The sequence below is a fragment of the Peterkaempfera podocarpi genome, from assembly GCF_042466665.1.
Lineage (GTDB): Bacteria > Actinomycetota > Actinomycetes > Streptomycetales > Streptomycetaceae > Peterkaempfera > Peterkaempfera podocarpi.
In genome coordinates this window covers 5,154,894-5,173,878 of record NZ_CP162102.1, presented here as the reverse complement: position 1 = coordinate 5,173,878, position 18,985 = coordinate 5,154,894, and the positions used below count along the sequence as shown (strand labels likewise).

Sequence of the window (18,985 nt, the reverse complement as noted above, 5' to 3'; positions counted from 1 at the left end):
TCCATGCATTGGACGCATAGAACAGGGCGGTTCTAGATTCGGTGCATGCCTTCCGCCAGTACCGGGGCGTCCGCGGGTATGCCCTCGGACGCCCAGCCCCTCCACTTCGCCGATCTGCGCCACCGTGTCGGGGAGCCCGGCTTCCGCCGCGCCAACCTGGCCCTCTTCGCCGCCGGCGTCGCCACCTTCGCACTGCTCTACTCCACCCAGGGCCTGCTCCCGCTGATCTCCGACGCGATGCGGCTCACCCCCGGGCAGGCCAGCTGGACGGCCTCCGCCGCCACCCTGGGCCTGGCACTGGCGCTGCTGCCGGCCAGCGCCCTGTCCGACCGGTTCGGCCGCACCGCCGTGATGACCGGGTCGGTCTTCGCCGCCGTACTGATCGGTACGGCACTGCCGTTCGCCCCGGACATCACCACCCTGGTGCTGCTGCGGGCCGTGCAGGGCGCGGCTCTGGCGGGGCTGCCCGCCACCGCGATGGCATTCCTCGCCGAGGAGGTCCACCCCTCGGCGCTGGCGGGGGCGATGGGCCTCTATGTGGCGGGCAACAGTGTCGGCGGCATGGGCGGCCGGCTGCTCACCGGCTGGACCGGAGCCGCCTGGGGCTGGCGGGGCGGCCTGGCCGCCAATGCGGTACTGGCGCTGGCCTGCGCCGTGGCCTTCCGGCTGCTGATTCCGGCGGCACGCAACTTCCACCGGTCACCGGTCGACGCCCGCGCCCTGGCCCGTACCGTCGGCGGCCATCTGCGCAATCCGCTGCTGGTGCGGCTGTACGCACTGGGCGCGCTCTTCATGGCCGTCTTCGGGGCCGTCTACAACACCGTCGGCTACCGGCTGATCGCCGAGCCCTTCCATCTGCCGGAGTCGGTGGCGGCCTCCATCTTCGTGGTCTACCTGGTCGGCACGGTCACCTCCGCCACCGCGGGCAGGCTCGCTGAGCGCCTCGGCCGGCGCGGCGCCCTGTACGTCGCCATCGCCACCACCACCGTGGGGCTGCTGCTGAGCCTGGCCGAGAACCTCGTCTGCGCCCTGCTGGGGCTGGTCCTGATCACCGGCGGCTTCTTCGCCGGCCACGCCGTGGCCTCCTCCTCCGTCGGCCGCACCGCCACCACCGGCCGCGCCCAGGCGTCCGCGCTCTATCTGATCGCCTACTACGTGGGCAACAGCCTCGGTGGCACCGTGGGTGCCGACGCCTACCACTCCGCGGCCTGGCCCGGCACCGTCGTGGTCGGCCTGACCGCGGTGACCGCCGCCGCGGGTGTCACCCTCTACGCCACCCGCCGCGCCCTGGCCGACCGCCGCGGCGCCGATCGCCGCGGGGCGGACCGGCTCAGCGCGGACCCGGTCGCTGCGGGCCGGTGAACCGGCGCCGACTCCCTGCGCCGCCCGGGCCGACCGCCGGCACGGCCGATGCGTCTTCGGCCCCGCTCCCGGCGAGCGGGGCCGCAGTCGTCGTCAGGCCTTGATCGCGTGCACGAACAGGTCGCGCATCTCCTGCCGGCGCTCGATCAGGTCGGCCCGCTGATGGCGGGTGGCGGAGGCGTCGTGACCGGCGTCACATCCGACCTCTCCGGAGGCCCGCCTGCACAGGGTGGAGCGAGGCCACCTCCGCCGGGCATGTCCGCGGCAAAAAGTTGTGTCGACAGCCTTGCCAAAGTGTCGAACTGCCTTCGAAGCTTGCACATGGGAGCGCTCCCACCCATCTGCTCCCACCCACCCCGCGGAAGGGACACAGTGAAATCTCCGCTACGCGGCCTCGCCATGGCCGCACTCGCCATCCTTGGCCTGGTGGCCGCCCTGCTGACGACAGCCGGGTCCGCCCAGGCCGACACCCAGATATGCGACCAGTACGGGACCACCACTGTCGCCGGCCACTACGTCGTCCAGAACAACCGCTGGGGAACCAGCGCCACCCAGTGCATCAATGTCACCAGCAGCGGCTTCCAGCTCACCCAGGCCGACGGCTCGGTGGCGACCAACGGCGCACCCAAGTCCTACCCGTCCATCTACAACGGCTGCCACTACGCCAACTGCTCACCGGGCACCAACCTGCCCGCGCAGATCGGCTCGATCGGCAGCGCTCCCAGCAGCATCGCCTACACCTATGTGAGCAACGCGGTCTATGACGCGTCGTACGACATCTGGCTCGACCCGACGGCCAAGAAGACCGGGGTCAACCAGACCGAGATCATGATCTGGTTCAACAGGTTCGGCTCCATCCAGCCGATCGGCTCCTCGACCGGCAATGCCACGGTCGGCGGCCGCACCTGGGACGTGTGGACCGGCAACAACGGGTCCAACAACGTGATCTCCTTTGTGGCGCCGTCCGCGCTCTCCAGCTGGAGCTTCGACGTCAAGGACTTCATCAACGCGACGGTCAGCCGCGGCATGGCCCAGAACTCCTGGTACCTGACCAGCATCCAGGCCGGCTTCGAGCCGTGGCAGAACGGCGCCGGCCTGGCGGTCAACTCCTTCTCGTCCACAGTGAACATCGGCGGCGGCAGCACCACCGGGGGCACCACCACCGGAGGTACGACCGCGGGAGGTACGACCACGGGCGGCACCACCACCGGCGGTTCGACCACCGGCGGTTCGACCACCGGCGGGACCACCGGAAGCTGCAGGATCGCCTACGCCCCCTCCTCCTGGCCCGGCGGCTTCACCACCAATGTCACCGTCACCAACACCGGCTCCACCGCGGTCAACGGCTGGAAGGTGGGCTTCACCCTGCCGAGCGGCCAGACCGTGACCAACGCCTGGAACGCCACCGTCTCGCCCAGCAGCGGCGCGGTGACGGCCACCAACACGTCCTCCAACGGCCAGATCCCGGCCGGCGGCAACCAGACGTTCGGCTTCCAGGGCACCTACTCGGGCAGCTTCTCCTCGCCCACCCAGTTCACCCTGAACGGCACCGCCTGCACGACCGCCTGACCCAGCCCCGCATCGCATCGGGCCCGGACCGCCGTGCGCGGTCCGGGCCCTCTGCGTGCTCTTCCGATACAGCCTCAGCCGGCCAGTCCGGCGTGCAGTGCGGCCGGGCCGGCGCTCAGGCCGGCCTTGACCCGGCGGGTGAGCTCGTCGGCCAGCACCTCGTCGGCGTCGGACTCGATGCCGTCCAGCGCCTGGGCGGCGACGCTCAGGGGCGAGGACTTGGGGGCGTCCACAGCGGCGGCCATGTCGGTGTCGATGTAGCCGACGTGCAGCCCGGTGACACCGATGCCGCGCGGGGCCAGGTCCAGGCGCAGGGAGTTGGTGGCCGACCACAGCGCCGCCTTGGTGGCGCTGTAGGAGCCGGCGACGGCGATCCAGGAGAGCACGGAGTGGACGTTCAGGATGTGTCCGCCGCCATTGCGCTCGATCACCGGGACGAAGGCGCGCACCACGTCCAGCGGACCGAAGAAGTTGGCCTCGAACTCGCGGCGGACGTCCTCCGCGGGCGAGTCCAGGAAGGACGCCTTGACCAGCCCGGCGGCGCTGTTGATCAGCACGGTCACATCCTGGGCCTGCTCGGCGGCGGCGGCCACGGAGGCCGGGTCGGTGGTCTCCAGGGCGAGCGCCACGGCGTCGGGGTGGGTAATGCTCCTCGGGTCTCGTGCGGTGGCGTAGACCTTCTTGGCACCCCGCTCGTAGAGAGCGTCCACGAAGGCCCTGCCAAGGCCGCGGCTGCCTCCGGTGACGAGGACGGTGGCGCCTGCGATCGCGGTCATGGGATTCTCCTCAGCGTGAAAACCGATCGGTTTCCACTAACGTAAACCGATCGGTTTCCAAACGCAAGAGCACGCGGTAGCCTCATATGCATGACCACGACAGAGAAGGCGTCCTCCCGCGAGCGGCTGCTGGACGCCGCCGCCGACCTCTTCTACCGCGACGGCGTCTCCATCGGCGTCGAGGCGCTGTGCCGGGCGGCCGGTGTCTCCAAGCGCTCCATGTACCAGCTCTTCGGCAGCAAGGACGACGTGGTCGCCGCCAGCCTGGACCGCCGGGCACCCGTGTACGAGGCGATGCTGCTGCCGGACCGCGACGACACCCGCTCCCCCCGGGAGCGGATCCTCCATGTCTTCGAGCAGCTGGAGGCGGCGGCGGCGTCACCCGAGTACCGGGGCTGCCCCTATGTCGCCACCGCCATGGAGGTCAAGGACCCGGCCCACCCCGCCAGCCGGGCCGCCCGCCGCCACAAGGACGTGCTCACCTCGTTCTTCCGCCTGGAGGCCGCCCACGGCGGGGCCTCGGACCCGGAAACGCTGGCCCGCCAGCTCACCGTCGTCTTCGACGGCTCCGGTGCCCGCGCCGTGGTCCAGGCCCAGCCCCTGGACGGACTGGCCGTGACAACGGCCGCGGCCCTGCTGGACGCCGGCGGCGTAGGCTGACCCGCGCCGGGCAGCCGGTACCGCCCGTCCCGGGGGCGCGGAGGCCCTCCGCCGCCCCGGCGGACCTCGGCACCGGGCCCGGCATCCCCGGGGACGGCTACACCGCCGACTCCAGCAGGGCACGCTCCGCCTCGGAGAGCCGCAGCGCCCCGGCGGCGACGTTCTCGACCAGGTGGTCAGGGTTGCCGGTGCCGGGGATGGCCGGCACATGCGGCCCCTGCTGCAGCGTCCAGGCCGGCCGCACCTGGGCCGGCGTGGCACCGTGGGCCCGGGCCGCCGCCGGCACCTCGTCGCGGTCCGCGCCGCCCGCGCCCGCCTCGCGCCGCTCCCCGGCGATCGCGAAGAACAGCACAAACGCGATGACCTGCTGCCCGCAGGCGCTCAGCAGGGCGTGGTCCTCGGGACGCGCCCCGACGCCGTAGCGGTTCTGCACGCACACCACCGGTGCGATCGCCCGGGCCTCGGCCAGCTGCTCGGCCGTGACATTGGAGACGCCCAGGTGCCGCACCAGACCCGCGTCCCGCAGCCCGGCCGGCGCTCCGAACCGCTCGGCGACCGAACCGGGGCCCTGCACCCGCAGATTGACCACATCCGGCTGGTCGCGGCCGAGCCGGCGCAGATGGTGTCCGGCTCGGGACCGAGCGGCTGAAGGACTTCACCGGCCCCGCCGGGCGCCCGGCCGTGCCGGGCGCCCATGGCGGGTGCGGTCTCAGACGATCCGGTCGAGGACGATCGGGGTGGAGGTGAAGGGGGTGCCGGCCGGGGCGACGGTGACGGCCCCGGCGAGCGCCTCCAGCGCGTAGCCGTAGCGCTCGGGGGTGTCGGTGTGCAGGGTGAGCAGCGGCTGCCCCGCGGTGACGGTGGCACCGGGCTTGGCGTGGATCTCCACGCCCGCACCGGCCTGCACCGGGTCCTCCTTGCGGGCCCGGCCGGCGCCGAGGCGCCAGGCGCAGACGCCCACGGCGTAGGCGTCCAGGCCGGTGAGGACGCCCGAGGAGGAGGCGGTGACGACATACTGCTCGCGGGCGACAGGCAGGGGCGCGTCGGGGTCGCCGCCCTGGGCACTGATCATGCGGCGCCAGTGGTCCATGGCGGAGCCGTCCCGCAGTGCGTCGGCGGGGTCCTTGCCGTGGATCCCGGCGGCGGCCAGCATCTCGCGGGCCAGGGCGAGGGTGAGCTCGACGACATCGGCGGGGCCGCCGCCGGCCAGCACCTCCACCGACTCGCGCACCTCCAGCGCATTGCCCGCGGTGAGGCCGAGCGGGGTGGACATGTCGGTCAGCAGCGCCCTGGTCTCCACCCCGGCGGCCTTGCCGAGGCCGACCATGGTGCGGGCCAGTTCACGGGCGTCGTCCAGGTTCTTCATGAAGGCCCCGGTGCCGACCTTGACGTCCAGCACCAGGGCGCCGGTGCCCTCGGCGATCTTCTTGCTCATGATGGAGCTGGCGATCAGCGGAATGGCCTCGACGGTGCCGGTGACGTCCCGCAGGGCGTAGAGCTTCTTGTCGGCGGGGGCCAGGCCGTCGCCCGCCGCGCAGACCACGGCGCCGCAGTCGCGCAGCGTCTGCATCATCTCATCGTTCGAGAGCAGGGCGCGCCAGCCGGGGATGGACTCCAGCTTGTCCAGGGTGCCGCCGGTGTGGCCGAGGCCGCGGCCGGAGAGCTGGGGGACGGAGGCGCCGCAGGCGGCGACCAGGGGGGCCAGCGGCAGGGTGATCTTGTCGCCGACGCCGCCGGTGGAGTGCTTGTCCGCGGTGGGCTGCGGCAGCGAGGAGAAGTCCATCCGCTCACCGGACCGGATCATGGCGTCGGTCCAGCGGCTGATCTCGCGCAGGTTCATGCCGTTGAGCAGGATGGCCATGGCCAGCGCGGACATCTGCTCGTCGGCCACGTCGCCCCGGGTGTAGGCGTCGATCACCCAGTCGATCTGCGCATCGGTGAGCTCGCCGCGGTCCCGCTTGGTCCGGATGACGGTGATGGCGTCCATGGGATCCCTTGCTGTGAGGAAGCACGAAGAGTGTCGCGCCACGGCGGCGGCGGGGAGGCACGGGCCGGGCGCGACACTCTTCGGGTGCGTTCGGATGGTTCAGTGCTGCAGGCGCTCGGGGCCGAAGGCGTCCGGAAGCACCTCGCTCATCGGGCGGATGCCCGACGGCAGGTCGACCAGCAGCTCGGGGCCGCCGTGCTCGTGGAGCAGCTGCCGGCAGCGGCCGCACGGCATCAGCAGGTCGCCGCCGCCGTCGCAGCAGGTGAAGGCGACCAGCCGGCCGCCGCCGCTGAGGTGCAGTGCGGAGACCAGGCCGCATTCGGCGCAGAGGCCGAGGCCGTAGGAGGCGTTCTCGACATTGCAGCCGGTGACGGTGCGGCCGTCCTCCACCAGGGCGGCGGCGCCGACCGGGTACTTGCTGTAGGGGACGTACGCATGGGCCATGGCGTCCCGTGCGGCGGCCCGCAGCCCGTCCCAGTCGATCTCCTGGCGTTCGGTCACTTGCCTTGCCCCTTGCGGTAGACCAGTCCGTCGGCCTTGGGCATCCGCAGCCGCTGGGAGGCCAGCGAGAGGACCAGCAGGGTGGCCACGTACGGGGTGGCGCCGACGAACTCGATCGGCACGGTGTCGGTGGCGGCGTACCAGACGAAGAGCGCCACCGCGAAGACCCCGCTGACCACGGCGGCGACCAGCTGCCGCTTGTAGCCGCGCCAGGCCGCCATCAGCACCAGCAGCACGGCCAGCAGGAGCAGCAGGGCGTGCACCGAGGGGCCGCCGTTGCGCAGCTGGAGGCTGTCGGTGTAGCCGAACAGGCCGGCGCCCATGGCGAGGCCGCCGGGACGCCAGTTGCCGAAGATCATCGCGGCGAGGCCGATGTAGCCGCGGCCTCCGGTCTGGCCCTCGTTGTAGATGTGCGAGGGGACCATGGCGATGAAGACGCCGCCCAGGCCGGCCAGACCGCCGGAGGCGATCACGGCCAGGTACTTGTAGCGGTAGACGTTGACGCCCAGCGACTCGGCGGCGGTGGGGTTCTCACCGCAGGAGCGCAGTCGCAGGCCGAACGGGGTCTTCCACAGCACGAAGAAGGTGCCGATCAGCAGTGCCACCGCGACCAGGGTGAGCAGCGAGACATCGGTGGTGAGGCCGCCGAGGATGCCGGCGATGTCGGAGACCAGGAACCAGTGGTGCGCGGCGATCTTGTCCAGCCAGTCGGAGACACCGGGGATGGAGACCGTGGTGATGGAGTCGATCGGCGGCGACTGCTTGGGGCTGCCGGCCGGCTTGTCGGCGAAGAACAGCTTGGCCAGGTACTGGGTGGCACCCAGGGCCAGGATGTTGATGGCCACACCGGAGACGATGTGGTCCACGCCGATGGTGACGGTGACAAAGGCATGGATCAGACCGCCCAGCGCACCGCCGGCGACACCGGCGAGCACACCGATCCAGGGGTTGGTCTGCCAGCCGGCCCAGGCACCGAAGAAGGTGCCGAGGATCATCATGCCCTCGAGGCCGATGTTGACCACGCCGGCCCGCTCGGCCCAGAGGCCGCCGAGTCCGGCCATGCCGATCGGCACGGCCATGGTGAGGGCACCGGCGATCTGACCGGGCGAGGTGACGTCCTGGGCGCCGGTGGCGGCGCGTACGGCGGACACCGCGACCAGGGCTCCGGCCACGATCAGCAGGATCACCGCCGGGGAGAGGCTGCGCCTGCCGGTACGGCGGGCGACGGAGCTGGCGCCGGACCGCGGCTCCATGGCGGCCGTGTCGCTGGTGGGGCTGGGGGCGCTCACGCCGACACCTCCTGGTTCTTGGACGGGACGGCCTGGGCGGCCAGCTGGCGGCCGACCCTGCTCTGCTGGCGGCGCAGCCCGTAGCGGCGCACCAGCTCATAGGCGATGACCACGGCGAGGACGATGACGCCCTGGACGACGCCGGCGATCTCCTTGTCGTAGCCCGCGAACTCCAGGTGGCCGGTGGCCCTCTCGATGAAGGCCCAGAGCAGGGCGCCGATCGCGACACCGATCGGGTTGTTGCGGCCGAGCAGGGCCACCGAGATACCGGTGAAGCCGATGCCGGTCGGGAAGTTGAGGCTGTACTGGTAGGAGTTGTTCAGCAGTTCCGGCATGCCGACCAGACCGGCGATGGCGCCGGAGAGCAGCATCGCGGTGACCACCATCCGCTTGACGTTGACCCCGCTGGCCAGCGCGGCGCTGTCGGAGCCGCCGGCGGTGCGCAGGTCGAAGCCGAAGCGGGTGCGGGAGAGCCCCCACCAGAAGGCGACACCCACGATGACCGCCACAAAGATGAAGCCGTAGAGCGAGCCGCCCTTGGTGGCGATGTTGAACAGGTGCCCGGAGTCCGGGATGACCTTGGTGGAGACATTGCCGGAGGCGTCCAGCTCGGCCAGCCGGCCGGGGCTGAGCAGATAGGCGATGACCGAGGTGGCGATCGCATTGAGCATGATCGTCGAGATGACCTCGCTGACGCCGCGGGTCACCTTGAGCAGTCCGGCGATACCGGCCCACATGGCGCCGACCAGCATGGCGACCAGCACGATCACCAGGATGTGCAGCACACCGGGGAGGTGCAGCTGGGCACCGACCACCGCGGCGAAGAACGCCGCCATGCGGTACTGGCCGTCCACGCCGATGTTGAACAGGTTCATCCGGAAGCCCAGGGCCACCGCGATACCTGCGAGGTAGTAGGTGGTGGCCTTGTTGAGGATGTAGATCTGACTGTCGGCCTTGGAGCCGTAGTCCAGCATCACATTGAACGCCTGGAAGGGCTCCTTGCCGGAGGCCAGCAGCACCAGGGCGGTCACGATCAGTGCGGTGACCACGGCGAGCACCGGGGCGGCCAGGCCCAGCAGCAGGCGCTCGCCGTCGATCTTCTTCAGCAGCTTGTTCATCGGTACTACTCCCCCGCCTGGTGGGTCTCGTCGGCGGTGTCGGCGGCGTTCTGGGCGGCATCCCCGGCGGGGTGCTCCAGATGGCCGCGGGCCGCACCGGTCATGGCCGAGCCGAGCTCCTCCGGGGTGACGGTGGACGGGTCGGCGTCCGCGACCAGTCGGCCGCGGTACATCACCCGCAGGGTGTCGGAGAGGCCGATCAGCTCGTCCAGGTCGGCGGAGATCAGCAGCACCGCCAGGCCCTCACGGCGGGCCTCCCGGATCTGGTCCCAGATCTGGGCCTGCGCGCCGACGTCCACACCGCGGGTGGGATGGGCGGCGATCAGCAGCTTGGGCTTGTGGCTCATCTCGCGGCCGACGATCAGCTTCTGCTGGTTGCCGCCGGAGAGCGACGCCGCGGTGACGTCGATGCCGGGGGTGCGAACGTCGTACTCGGCGACGATCCGCTCGGTGTCCCTGCGGGCCGCGGCCGGGTTGAGGATGCCCCGTCGGCTGTTGGGCTGCTCGGTGACATGGCCGAGGATGCGGTTCTCCCAGAGCGGCGCCTCCAGCAGCAGGGCGTGGCGGTGGCGGTCCTCGGGGACGTAGCCGATGCCGGCCTCGCGGCGGGCGCGGGTGAGCGCCTGGGAGATGTCGGCGCCGTCCAGGGTGACGGTGCCGTTGTCGGGCTTGCGCATGCCCATGATGGCCTCGACCAGTTCGGCCTGGCCGTTGCCCTCCACACCGGCGATGCCCAGCACCTCGCCCTTGTGGATGGTGAAGCCGATGGAGTCCAGCACCACACGGTCGATGCCGTCCGGGTCGACCTCGCTGAGCCGCAGGCCGTCGACGGTGAGCATCGGCACATCGGTGACGGTGGACTCGCGGGTCTCCGGGGAGGGCAGCTCGCTGCCGACCATCAGCTCGGCGAGCTGACGGGAGTTCACCTCGCGGGGGTCGACGCTGGCGACGGTGGTACCGCGCCGGATGACGGTGATCGCGTCGGCGACCGAGAGCACCTCGTCCAGCTTGTGGGAGATGAAGATGACGGTGAGGCCCTCGGACTTGAGCTCACGCAGGTTGTCGAAGAGCGCCTCGACCTCCTGCGGCACCAGGACGGCGGTGGGCTCGTCCAGGATCAGGGTGCGGGCGCCCCGGTAGAGGACCTTGAGGATCTCGATGCGCTGCCGGTCGGCGACACCGAGGTGCTCGACCAGCACATCGGGGCGCACATCCAGGCCGTAGGCGTCGGAGATCGACTTGATGGCGTTCCGTGCCCGGGCGCCGATGCCGTGCATCTTCTCGGCGCCGAGGACGACGTTCTCCAGCACCGTGAGGTTGTCCGCCAGCATGAAGTGCTGGTGCACCATGCCGATGCCGCGGGAGATGGCGTCGGCCGGGGTGTGCAGCTCGGCACGCTCGCCGTTGATGGTGATGGTGCCCTCGTCCGGGCGCTGCATCCCGTAGAGGATCTTCATCAGGGTCGACTTGCCGGCCCCGTTCTCCCCCACCAGTGCGTGCACGGTGCCACGGCTGACGGTGATGTCGATGTCATGGTTGGCCACGACACCGGGGAACCGCTTGGTGATGCCGCGCAGTTCGACGGCGGCCGGCTCGGTCCCTGCGCCGGTCGGTGGTTCGCCCGCGTGGGCGCTCGGAGCAGTGATGGCGCACTCCTGGTGGGGCTCTGGCATCCGCCCCGAGCGGATACGAGGCAGGGCTCGGACGGTGCGGGTGGGCGTCATTGCCTGGTACGGACAGGGGCCCGCCCGCGCGCACGGCGCGTTCGGCGGGCCCCTGCTCCGTCGGTGCGGTCCCCGCCCCGGAGGGCGGGGGACCGGCTCTGTCCTTGCTGGAAGGACTTACTTCTTGACGGTGGTCGGCGGCGTGACCTTGCCGTCGATGATCGCCTGCTTGGCGGTCTCGATCTTGGCGATGGTCGCCGCGTCGCTCGCGAAGGCCGGGTTGGACTTGGAGTAGCCCACGCCACCGGTCTTCAGGTCGAAGGTCACGGTGCCGGTCTTCAGCGTGTTGTCCTTGAACGACTTGATGTAGTCCAGGACCGCCACGTCGACGTTCTTCAGGGCGGAGGTGAGGATCACGGCCTTGTTCTTGGCCAGTGCGTCCTGGTTGTACTGGTCGGAGTCGACACCGATCGCCCAGGCACCGCTCTTGCCCGCAACGGCCTCGATGGCGCCGTTGCCGGAGGAGCCGGCCGCGGCGTAGACCACGTCGATGCCCTTGTCCAGCATGCCCTGCGCGGCTGCCTTGCCCAGGTCGGGCGAGGAGAAGCCCTTGGTGTCCGGCGGCTGCGAAAGGTACTGCGGGGTCACCGTGGCGCTGGGGTCGGTGTCCTTGACGCCCTGGGTGAACCCGGCCTCGAACTTGTTGATCAGCGGCACGTTGACGCCGCCGATGAACCCGATCTTGTGGCTCTTGGACTTCAGCGCCGCCGCCACGCCCACCAGGTAGGAGCTCTGCTCCTCGGTGAAGACCAGGTTGGTGACGTTGGGGGCGTCCACGGTGGAGTCGACGATCGCGAACTTGGTGTTCGGGAACTCCTTGGCCACCGTCGCGAGGGAACCCGCGTAGGAGTAGCCGATGGCGATGACCGGGTTGTAGCCGGCCCCCGCCAGGTCCTTCAGACGCTGGGTCTTGTCGGCGTCGGTCTCGTTGGCGCCCGCGGAGAGCTCCTTGACGCTGGCGCCGAGGGTCGACTTGGCCTGGTCCAGGCCACGGGCGGCGGAGTCGTTGAACGACTGGTCGCCGCGGCCGCCGATGTCATAGGCCATGCCGACCTTGAGGCCGCCGCCGCTGGCGCCGGCCGAAGCGGAGCTGCCGGCACCGGCAGTGGAACCGCTGTCCGAGGTGCTGCCGCAGGCGGCGAGCGAGGCCATGCCCAGCGAACCGCTGAGCACAACCGCGGCGAGTTGAGTTACTCGGCGCAAGGGAGTTTCTCCTTCCGACACGCACCTGTCTGGCGTGATCGAACGCCACCGTAACGCGCGTAGAACACGGTTGTGTTACGGGCCCGCCGGTCGGGACGGTTGTTATCAAACCGTGGCGGTACTCAGGACAGACAGGACGTAACGGACCGTCGTACGCCCGTTCAGCCCCTTACATCCCGGGACATTCCTACTACAGGGCGCGAGCATGCTCCAGCGCCAGGGAGCAGAACAGTTCCACTCCCACACCGATGGCTCGCTCGTCCACGTCGAAGGTGCCCTGGTGGAGGTCCCGCACCCCCGGCTCACCCGGGGTCCGCACCCCCAGCCGGGCCAGCGCGCCGGGGATCTTCTCCAGGTACCAGGAGAAGTCCTCACCGCCGAGACTCTGCTCGGTGTCCTCCACCACGGTGACGCGCGGACCGCCGAAACGGGCGTGCATGGCCGCGTCCAGCTGGGCCACCGACTCGGCCTCGTTCACCACCGGCGGGACACCCCGGTGGTAGGTGAGCTCCCACTTGGCCCGGTGGGTCTCGGCGATCCGGGCGATCAGCTCGTGCAGCAGCTCCGGGGCCTCCCGCCAGCCGGCCAGCTCCAGGCAGCGGACGGTGCCCTCCAGCTCGGCGTGCTGCGGGATGACATTGGCCGCGGAACCGGACGCGATCCGGCCCCAGCAGGGCTGACGCCCCAGCGCGGGTCGACCCGGCGGCCGAAAGCACCCGGAAGGTCGGCGGCCATCCGGGCGACAGCACTGACCAGGTCGGTGGTGAGGTGCGGGCGGGCGGTGTGGCCGCCGGGCCCGTCCAGGGAGAGCACCAGCCGGTCGCAGGCCGAGGTGATGGCACCGACCCGCAGGCCGATCCGGCCCACGTCCACCTTGGGGTCGCAGTGCAGGGCGAACATCCGGCCGACGCCGTCCAGGCCACCCGCCTTGATCACATCCAGCGCGCCGCCCGGCATGACCTCCTCGGCCGGCTGGAACACCAGCCGCACCGGCTGCCGCAGCCGCCCCGACTCCGCCGCCTCGGCCAGCACCAGCGCGGTGCCCAGCGCCACCGCGGTGTGCACGTCGTGGCCGCAGGCGTGGGCCCGGCCGGGGACGGTGGAGCGGTAGATGACCTCGGCCTTGGCGTCGTCGATGGGCAGCGCGTCGATGTCCGCCCGGAAGGCCAGCAGCGGAGTGTCCGCCGGGGTGCCCTCGGGGACGATGTCGCAGATCAGGCCGGTACCGGCGGGCAGCACCCGGGGTTCGAGACCCGCCCAGACCAGCCGCTCCCTCAGCAACGAGGTGGTCCGGAACTCCTCACGGCCCAGCTCGGGATGCATGTGCAGATCACGACGGAAGGCGATCAGCTCTGCCGCATGTGCACGCACCCTGGCCCGGAGGATGTCGCTGCCGGGGAGCTCGGCGCCGTCGGGACCGGTGCCGCCCGCAATGCCGGGGAGACCGCCGCCGGGCAGGCCCGCGGCCGATTCATGACCCGCGGCAGGGTCGTCCGATACCGGATCGTCGTGGGGGGAGGCGACACTCCCGGGCGTTGGGTGGTTCACCTCAACTAGGTTACGACCGATCGACCTGTTCAGCCGGGGATCATCGGAATTACCGCCTCCGGAGGCGACGGAACTCCCTCGCCCGGCGCATGCCGAGCTGGGGTTTGGGTATGACATGTGGTTTACGCCACCTTCCCCCGGGTCGGACTGTCCTGCGCAACGACCGCACCCCCGTCGGGGACACGGGCTGGGTCATGGCAGGGCAAAGCTTCCCTCGGATCCCTTGAGACTCGCTCGGCGCTGCATATACACATCAAGTCGCACCGCCCCGTCGCACCCCTGTTCACAGCCAGGACATGCGACCGCCAGTCTCAATCGACCGAACTGGGGGGAACCCTCGTGCCTCAAGCTGCCCACAGGCGGCTCTCCCGCATAGCCGTGGCGGCCTCGACCGCCGCGCTGGTTGCGGGATCCCTCGCCCTCGCAGCCCCCGCGAACGCAGCCTCCGCCGCCCCGACCGGAGCGGCCGTGAAGCTCACCGGCACCCACCCGGCCTGGGCCACCGCCTCGGCCGACAAGGGCGCAGCGTCCGACAGCTCCACCGCCACCGCGCGCGTCTACCTCGCCGGCCAGGACCCGGCCGGGCTGGCCGCGTACGCCCGCGCCGTCTCCGACCCGTCCTCCGCGCAGTACGGGAAGTATCTGAGCCCCGCCCAGGCGCAGGCCCGCTTCGGCGCCTCGGCCTCGCAGGTCAAGGCGGTGCACGACTGGCTGACCGGCAGCGGCCTGAAGGTCGCCCGGACCACCGCGCACTATGTCGAGGTCTCCGGCAGCACCGCCGCCATGGAGAAGGCCTTCGGCACCCAGATCCACACCTACCGCACCAGCCAGGGCACCCACCGCGCGCCGGCCGCCGACGCCTCCGTCCCGGCCGCCGTCTCGGGCGCCGTGCTCGGGGTCAGCGGCCTCAGCGACGTGGTGCAGAAGGCCGTCTCCCAGGCGATCCCGGTGGACCACAGCCGCGCCGCGGGCTCGGCCTTCGCCGCCGGCAGCCCGGCGGCCGCGCCCAAAGGCCTGCCCACCGACCCGACCTGCTCGGACAGCTACGGCGCACTGACCGCCCACGGCGCCCCGGCCGGCTATGAGCCGAACGAGCCGTTCGCGCCCTGCTCGTACACACCCAAGCAGCTGCGCCGGGCCTACGGCGTCACCGCCGACGGGCTGACCGGCAAGGGCGCCAAGGTCGCCATCATCGACGCCTACGGCCTGTCGACCATGCAGGCCGACGCCTCCCACTTCGCCACCGCGCACGGCGACAAGGCCTTCCGCTCCGGCCAGTACACCGAGTACGTGACCCCGGACCAGTGGACCCACCAGGACGAGTGCGGCGGCCCCGAGGGCTGGGCCGGCGAGGAGGCCCTGGACGTGGAGATGGTCCACGGCCTGGCACCCGACGCCGATGTGGTCTACGTCGGCGGCAACTCCTGCTACGACGACGACCTCTACGACGCCATGGCCAAGGTGGTCGACGAGCACCTGGCCGACGTGGTCAGCGACTCGTGGGGCGAGATCATGCACGCCACCACGGGCGACATCGACCCGGCGGTGGTCAAGGCCGACGAGCAGGTCTTCATGCTCGGCGCCGCGGAGGGCATCGGCTTCAACTTCTCCACCGGCGACTGCGGCAACTCCTCCCCGGGCGCCGCCTCCACCGGCGTCAACTGCGACCCGACCACGGCGCGCGCGCAGACCGAGTGGCCGGTCTCCTCGCCCTGGGTGACGGGCGTGGGCGGCACCGCGCTGGGCACCTCCGACGCGCGCGGCCGCTACGGCTTCGAGACCAGCATGGGCGACCTGCGCTCGGTCCTCTCCGACGACCAGCAGAGCTGGAACCCCTACCCGGGCCACTTCTACTTCGGCGGCGGCGGCGGTACCAGCGAGGACTTCGCCCAGCCGTGGTACCAGAAGGGCGTGGTCCCCAACCGGATCTCCACCACCCTGTCCACCGGGGCCAAGGCCGCCAAGCCGATGCGCACCCTGCCGGACGTCTCCATGAACGGTGACCTGGTCACCTCGGTGCTGGTCGGCTTCACCGACGCCGGCGCCTACAGCGAGGGCGGCTACGGCGGCACCTCGGTCTCCTCCCCGGAGTACGCGGGCATCCTCGCGGACGCCATCCAGGCGCGCCACGGCCGTGCCATCGGCTTCGCCAACCCCGGCATCTACGACCGGGCCGGCACCTCCGCCTACAACGACGTCAACGACAACGCCGTGCACGTCAAGACCGGCAATGTGGTCGACCTCGGCACCGTCGACGGCACGCTGCGGGTCCGGCTGTACCGGATCGCCCAGGACTACGGCCTCACGGCCGCCCGCGGCTACGACACCGCCACCGGCGTCGGCTCGCCGACCGCCGACTACCTGCGGTCGTACCGCTACGGCCGCTGAACCACAGCCGGGGGCCCGGGGTCGTACGACCCCGGGCCCCCGGCCTGCACGGCTTCCGACGGATCGTCAGAACCTCTCCACCGGAACATAGGTGCCCCAGACGTCCCGCAGTGCGTTGCACACCTCGCCGACCGTGGCGCGGGCGGCCAGCGCCTCCTTCATCGGGTAGAGGACGTTGTCCTTGCCCTCGGCGGCATGCCTGAGCGCGGTGAGCGAACGGTCCACCGCCGAGGAGTCCCGGTCGGCCCGGAGCTTGGCGAGCCGCTCGCACTGCTGGGCCTCGATCGCCGGGTCGACCCGCAGCGGCTCGTAGGGCTCCTCCTCGTCCAGCTGGAAGCGGTTCACACCGACGACGGTGCGGTCGCCCGAGTCGGTCTCCTGCTGGATGCGGTAGGCGCTGCGCTCGATCTCGGACTTCTGGTAGCCCTGCTCGATGGCCGCCACCGCGCCGCCCATGTCCTCCACCTTGGCCATCAGCTCCACCGCGGCCGCCTCGACGTCGTCGGTCATGGACTCCACCACATAGGAGCCCGCGAACGGGTCCACGGTGTGGGTGACGTCCGTCTCGTAGGCGATGACCTGCTGGGTGCGCAGCGCCAGACGGGCCGACTTCTCGGTGGGCAGGGCGATGGCCTCGTCGAAGGAGTTGGTGTGCAGCGACTGGGTGCCGCCGAGCACGGCCGCCAGCGCCTGCACCGACACCCGGACCAGGTTGACCTCCGGCTGCTGCGCGGTGAGCTGCACCCCGGCGGTCTGGGTGTGGAAGCGCAGCATCAGCGACTTGGGGTTCTTCGCACCGAACTCCTCACGCATCACCCGGGCCCAGATCCGGCGTGCGGCACGGAACTTGGCGACCTCCTCCAGCAGCGTGGTGCGGGAGACGAAGAAGAAGGAGAGCCGCGGTGCGAAGTCGTCGACGTCCATGCCGGCGGCGACCGCGGTGCGGACGTACTCGATGCCGTTGGCCAGGGTGAAGGCGATCTCCTGCGCGGGGTTCGCGCCCGCCTCGGCCATGTGGTAGCCGGAGATGGAGATGGTGTTCCACTTGGGGATCTCGGCCCGGCAGTACTGGAAGACGTCGGCGATCAGGCGCAGCGACGGCTTGGGCGGGAAGATGTACGTCCCGCGGGCGATGTACTCCTTGAGCACATCGTTCTGGATGGTGCCGGTGAGGCGGTCCGAGGAGACGCCCTGGGACTGCCCGACCAGCTGGTAGAGCAGCAGCAGCAGCGAACCGGGGGCGTTGATGGTCATGGACGTGGAGACCTCGCCGAGCGGGATCCCGCCGAAGAGCACTCCCATGTCCTCGACCGAGTCGACGGCCACGCCCACCTTGCCGACCTCGCCGTGGGCGATGGGCGCGTCGGAGTCGTAGCCCATCTGGGTCGGCAGGTCGAAGGCGACGGACAGGCCCATGGTGCCGTTGGCGATCAGCTGCTTGTAGCGGGCGTTGGACTCCGCGGCGGTGCCGAAGCCGGCGTACTGCCGCATCGTCCAGGGGCGGCCGGTGTACATGGACGGATAGACACCGCGGGTGAAGGGGTACTGCCCAGGGCGGCCCAGTCCGGCCTCCGGATCCCAGCCCTCCAGTGCCTCCGGGCCGTACAGGGGCTCGATGGGCAGACCGGACTCCGAGAGTGCCATGGTTCCTCCGCTGAGGGTGAAAGGTGGAGTCGGAGTCGGGCCCGCATGTCCGATCTCCGCTCGTGCGGCGCCACGCACTGTAATCGTGCCCCGCGCGGCCCGACAGACGCATCCCCTGGGAGCTTGCTCACACGCCGGGCCGGGCATGCGGAGCGTGACCGGCCCCGCCCCCGGCCCCGCGCGCGGGGCCCGCGGGACGGCCGGGCGGTGGCTGCCCGGTTCCCTGCCGCCCCGGGCGGACGGGGTGCTGGGATGATCAGGGGGACTGATCGGAAGAGGGGACAGCGATGAGCGAGCAGAAGGTGGCGGTGGTCACCGGGGCCAGCAGCGGTATCGGAGCGGCCACCGCCCGGGGACTTGCGGCGGCCGGCTACCGGGTGGTGCTGGCCGCGCGGCGGGCGGACCGGATCGAGGCGCTGGCCAAGGAGATCGGCGGCACCTCCTGTCCGCTGGATGTCACCGACCGGGCGGCGGTGGACGCCTTCGCGGCCTCGCTGGACCGGGTGGACGTCCTGGTCAACAACGCCGGCGGGGCGATCGGCGCCGAGTCGGTGGAGACCGCGGATCCGGCCGACTGGCTGACGATGTACCAGGTGAACGTGCTGGGCGTGCTGCATGTCACCCAGGCGCTGCTGCCCGCGCTGCGGGCGAGCGGAGACGGCACGGTGCTGGTGATCTCCTCCACCGCCGGCTTCACCGCGTACGAGGGCGGCGGCGGCTATGTGGCCGCCAAGCACGGCTCGCACGCGATCGCGGCGACGCTGCGGCTGGAGCTGTGCGGGGAGCCGGTCCGGGTGGTGGAGATCGCCCCGGGGATGGTCCGCACCGAGGGCTTCGCGGTCACCCGGTTCCGCGGGGACGAGCAGAAGGCGGCCGCGGTGTACGACGGCGTGGCCGAGCCGCTCACCGCCGAGGATGTGGCGGACACGGTGGTCTGGGCGGTCACCCGTCCCGCTCACGTCAACATCGACCTGCTGGTGGTCCGGCCCCGAGCGCAGGCCGCACAGCACAAGGTGCATCGGGAGCGCACCCCGGAAAGGTGAAGACGTCTCGACTTGATACCCGGATCGGGTGAATTCACGGTTCCGCGGTCCGCTTGTCCGGACCGCGGACTACCTTTGTCCCGGAGTCTTTGCGTGCAGATGCAACGACCGTTGACGACCCCTGTCCTGGCATACCCTCACAGCGCCTCCGCCCTCCCCATCGCAGCCACGGG

13 protein-coding genes and 2 pseudogenes are annotated in these 18,985 nt (G+C 71.1%); 5 read left to right on the top strand and 10 right to left on the bottom strand.

The window, feature by feature from the left end; translation table 11 throughout:
- The first annotated feature begins 45 nt into the window (after nt 1-45).
- Both AB0761_RS22825 and AB0761_RS22820 read left to right on the top strand, forming a co-directional pair.
- Nucleotides 46-1,362: an MFS transporter gene (locus AB0761_RS22825; RefSeq protein ID WP_377270978.1), complete on the top strand. Its 1,317-nt coding sequence runs from the start codon at nt 46-48 to the stop codon at nt 1,360-1,362.
- 399 nt (nt 1,363-1,761) lie between these two features.
- Nucleotides 1,762-2,931 (top strand): cellulose binding domain-containing protein, encoded by a 1,170-nt coding sequence (locus tag AB0761_RS22820; RefSeq protein WP_377270977.1) that lies wholly within the window; start codon nt 1,762-1,764, stop codon nt 2,929-2,931.
- Nucleotides 2,932-3,005: 74 nt separating this feature from the next.
- Here the strand turns inward: AB0761_RS22820 and AB0761_RS22815 are convergent, their stop codons facing one another.
- On the bottom strand, nt 3,006-3,707 hold the full coding sequence (locus AB0761_RS22815) for an SDR family oxidoreductase (RefSeq protein WP_377270975.1): 702 nt from the start codon (nt 3,705-3,707) through the stop codon (nt 3,006-3,008).
- A 90-nt stretch (nt 3,708-3,797) separates the two neighbouring features.
- Here AB0761_RS22815 and AB0761_RS22810 point away from each other — a divergent pair, with 90 nt between their 5' ends.
- Nucleotides 3,798-4,367 (top strand): TetR/AcrR family transcriptional regulator, encoded by a 570-nt coding sequence (locus tag AB0761_RS22810; protein ID WP_377270974.1) that lies wholly within the window; start codon nt 3,798-3,800, stop codon nt 4,365-4,367.
- Between the two features lie 97 nt (nt 4,368-4,464).
- Here AB0761_RS22810 and AB0761_RS22805 read toward each other — a convergent pair.
- The 8 genes and pseudogenes from AB0761_RS22805 to AB0761_RS22770 form a co-directional block, all read right to left on the bottom strand.
- Nucleotides 4,465-5,019, bottom strand: a pseudogene (locus AB0761_RS22805) (aldo/keto reductase); the annotation flags it as partial.
- Nucleotides 5,020-5,076: 57 nt separating this feature from the next.
- The gene (locus tag AB0761_RS22800; RefSeq protein ID WP_377270973.1) at nt 5,077-6,354 is read right to left on the bottom strand and encodes a thymidine phosphorylase; all 1,278 of its coding nucleotides are present in this window, start codon (nt 6,352-6,354) and stop codon (nt 5,077-5,079) included.
- Nucleotides 6,355-6,453: 99 nt separating this feature from the next.
- Nucleotides 6,454-6,855, bottom strand: a complete 402-nt coding sequence (locus AB0761_RS22795) for a cytidine deaminase (protein ID WP_377270972.1) — start codon at nt 6,853-6,855, stop codon at nt 6,454-6,456.
- Nucleotides 6,852-8,108, bottom strand: coding sequence for an ABC transporter permease (locus AB0761_RS22790; RefSeq protein WP_377274267.1), 1,257 nt, complete (start codon nt 8,106-8,108; stop codon nt 6,852-6,854). Before AB0761_RS22790 ends, AB0761_RS22795 begins: the two co-directional genes overlap by 4 nt.
- A 32-nt stretch (nt 8,109-8,140) precedes the next feature.
- Entirely contained in the window at nt 8,141-9,262 is a 1,122-nt protein-coding gene (locus AB0761_RS22785; protein WP_377270971.1) for an ABC transporter permease, read from the bottom strand.
- 5 nt (nt 9,263-9,267) lie between these two features.
- Nucleotides 9,268-10,935, bottom strand: coding sequence for an ABC transporter ATP-binding protein (locus AB0761_RS22780; RefSeq protein ID WP_377270970.1), 1,668 nt, complete (start codon nt 10,933-10,935; stop codon nt 9,268-9,270).
- 168 nt (nt 10,936-11,103) lie between these two features.
- Nucleotides 11,104-12,189, bottom strand: coding sequence for a BMP family protein (locus AB0761_RS22775; protein ID WP_377270969.1), 1,086 nt, complete (start codon nt 12,187-12,189; stop codon nt 11,104-11,106).
- A 190-nt stretch (nt 12,190-12,379) separates the two neighbouring features.
- Nucleotides 12,380-13,575, bottom strand: a pseudogene (locus AB0761_RS22770) (amidohydrolase).
- Between the two features lie 501 nt (nt 13,576-14,076).
- On the opposite strand from AB0761_RS22770, the gene AB0761_RS22765 reads away from it, so the two are divergent.
- Nucleotides 14,077-16,125, top strand: coding sequence for a protease pro-enzyme activation domain-containing protein (locus AB0761_RS22765; protein WP_377270967.1), 2,049 nt, complete (start codon nt 14,077-14,079; stop codon nt 16,123-16,125).
- Between the two features lie 66 nt (nt 16,126-16,191).
- Here the strand turns inward: AB0761_RS22765 and AB0761_RS22760 are convergent, their stop codons facing one another.
- Nucleotides 16,192-17,769: a methylmalonyl-CoA mutase gene (locus tag AB0761_RS22760; protein WP_377270966.1), complete on the bottom strand. Its 1,578-nt coding sequence runs from the start codon at nt 17,767-17,769 to the stop codon at nt 16,192-16,194.
- A gap of 287 nt (nt 17,770-18,056) precedes the next feature.
- Between AB0761_RS22760 and AB0761_RS22755 the strand changes: the two genes are divergently transcribed.
- Nucleotides 18,057-18,812 carry an SDR family NAD(P)-dependent oxidoreductase gene (locus AB0761_RS22755; RefSeq protein ID WP_377270964.1) on the top strand — a complete coding sequence of 252 codons (756 nt, stop codon included), beginning with the start codon at nt 18,057-18,059 and terminating at the stop codon, nt 18,810-18,812.
- The last annotated feature ends 173 nt before the right edge of the window (nt 18,813-18,985 follow it).

Excerpts from the sequence above, each read along its gene's own strand:
- AB0761_RS22810 (WP_377270974.1), top strand. The coding sequence starts at position 3,798 with ATGACCACGACAGAGAAGGCGTCCTCCCGCGAGCGGCTGCTGGACGCC.
- AB0761_RS22780 (WP_377270970.1), bottom strand. The coding sequence starts at position 10,935 with ATGCCAGAGCCCCACCAGGAGTGCGCCATCACTGCTCCGAGCGCCCAC.
- AB0761_RS22825 (WP_377270978.1), top strand. The coding sequence starts at position 46 with ATGCCTTCCGCCAGTACCGGGGCGTCCGCGGGTATGCCCTCGGACGCC.
- AB0761_RS22800 (WP_377270973.1), bottom strand. The coding sequence starts at position 6,354 with ATGGACGCCATCACCGTCATCCGGACCAAGCGGGACCGCGGCGAGCTC.
- AB0761_RS22785 (WP_377270971.1), bottom strand. The coding sequence starts at position 9,262 with ATGAACAAGCTGCTGAAGAAGATCGACGGCGAGCGCCTGCTGCTGGGC.
- AB0761_RS22820 (WP_377270977.1), top strand. The coding sequence starts at position 1,762 with ATGGCCGCACTCGCCATCCTTGGCCTGGTGGCCGCCCTGCTGACGACA.
- AB0761_RS22815 (WP_377270975.1), bottom strand. The coding sequence starts at position 3,707 with ATGACCGCGATCGCAGGCGCCACCGTCCTCGTCACCGGAGGCAGCCGC.
- AB0761_RS22755 (WP_377270964.1), top strand. The coding sequence starts at position 18,057 with ATGAGCGAGCAGAAGGTGGCGGTGGTCACCGGGGCCAGCAGCGGTATC.
- AB0761_RS22760 (WP_377270966.1), bottom strand. The coding sequence starts at position 17,769 with ATGGCACTCTCGGAGTCCGGTCTGCCCATCGAGCCCCTGTACGGCCCG.
- AB0761_RS22790 (WP_377274267.1), bottom strand. The coding sequence starts at position 8,108 with ATGGAGCCGCGGTCCGGCGCCAGCTCCGTCGCCCGCCGTACCGGCAGG.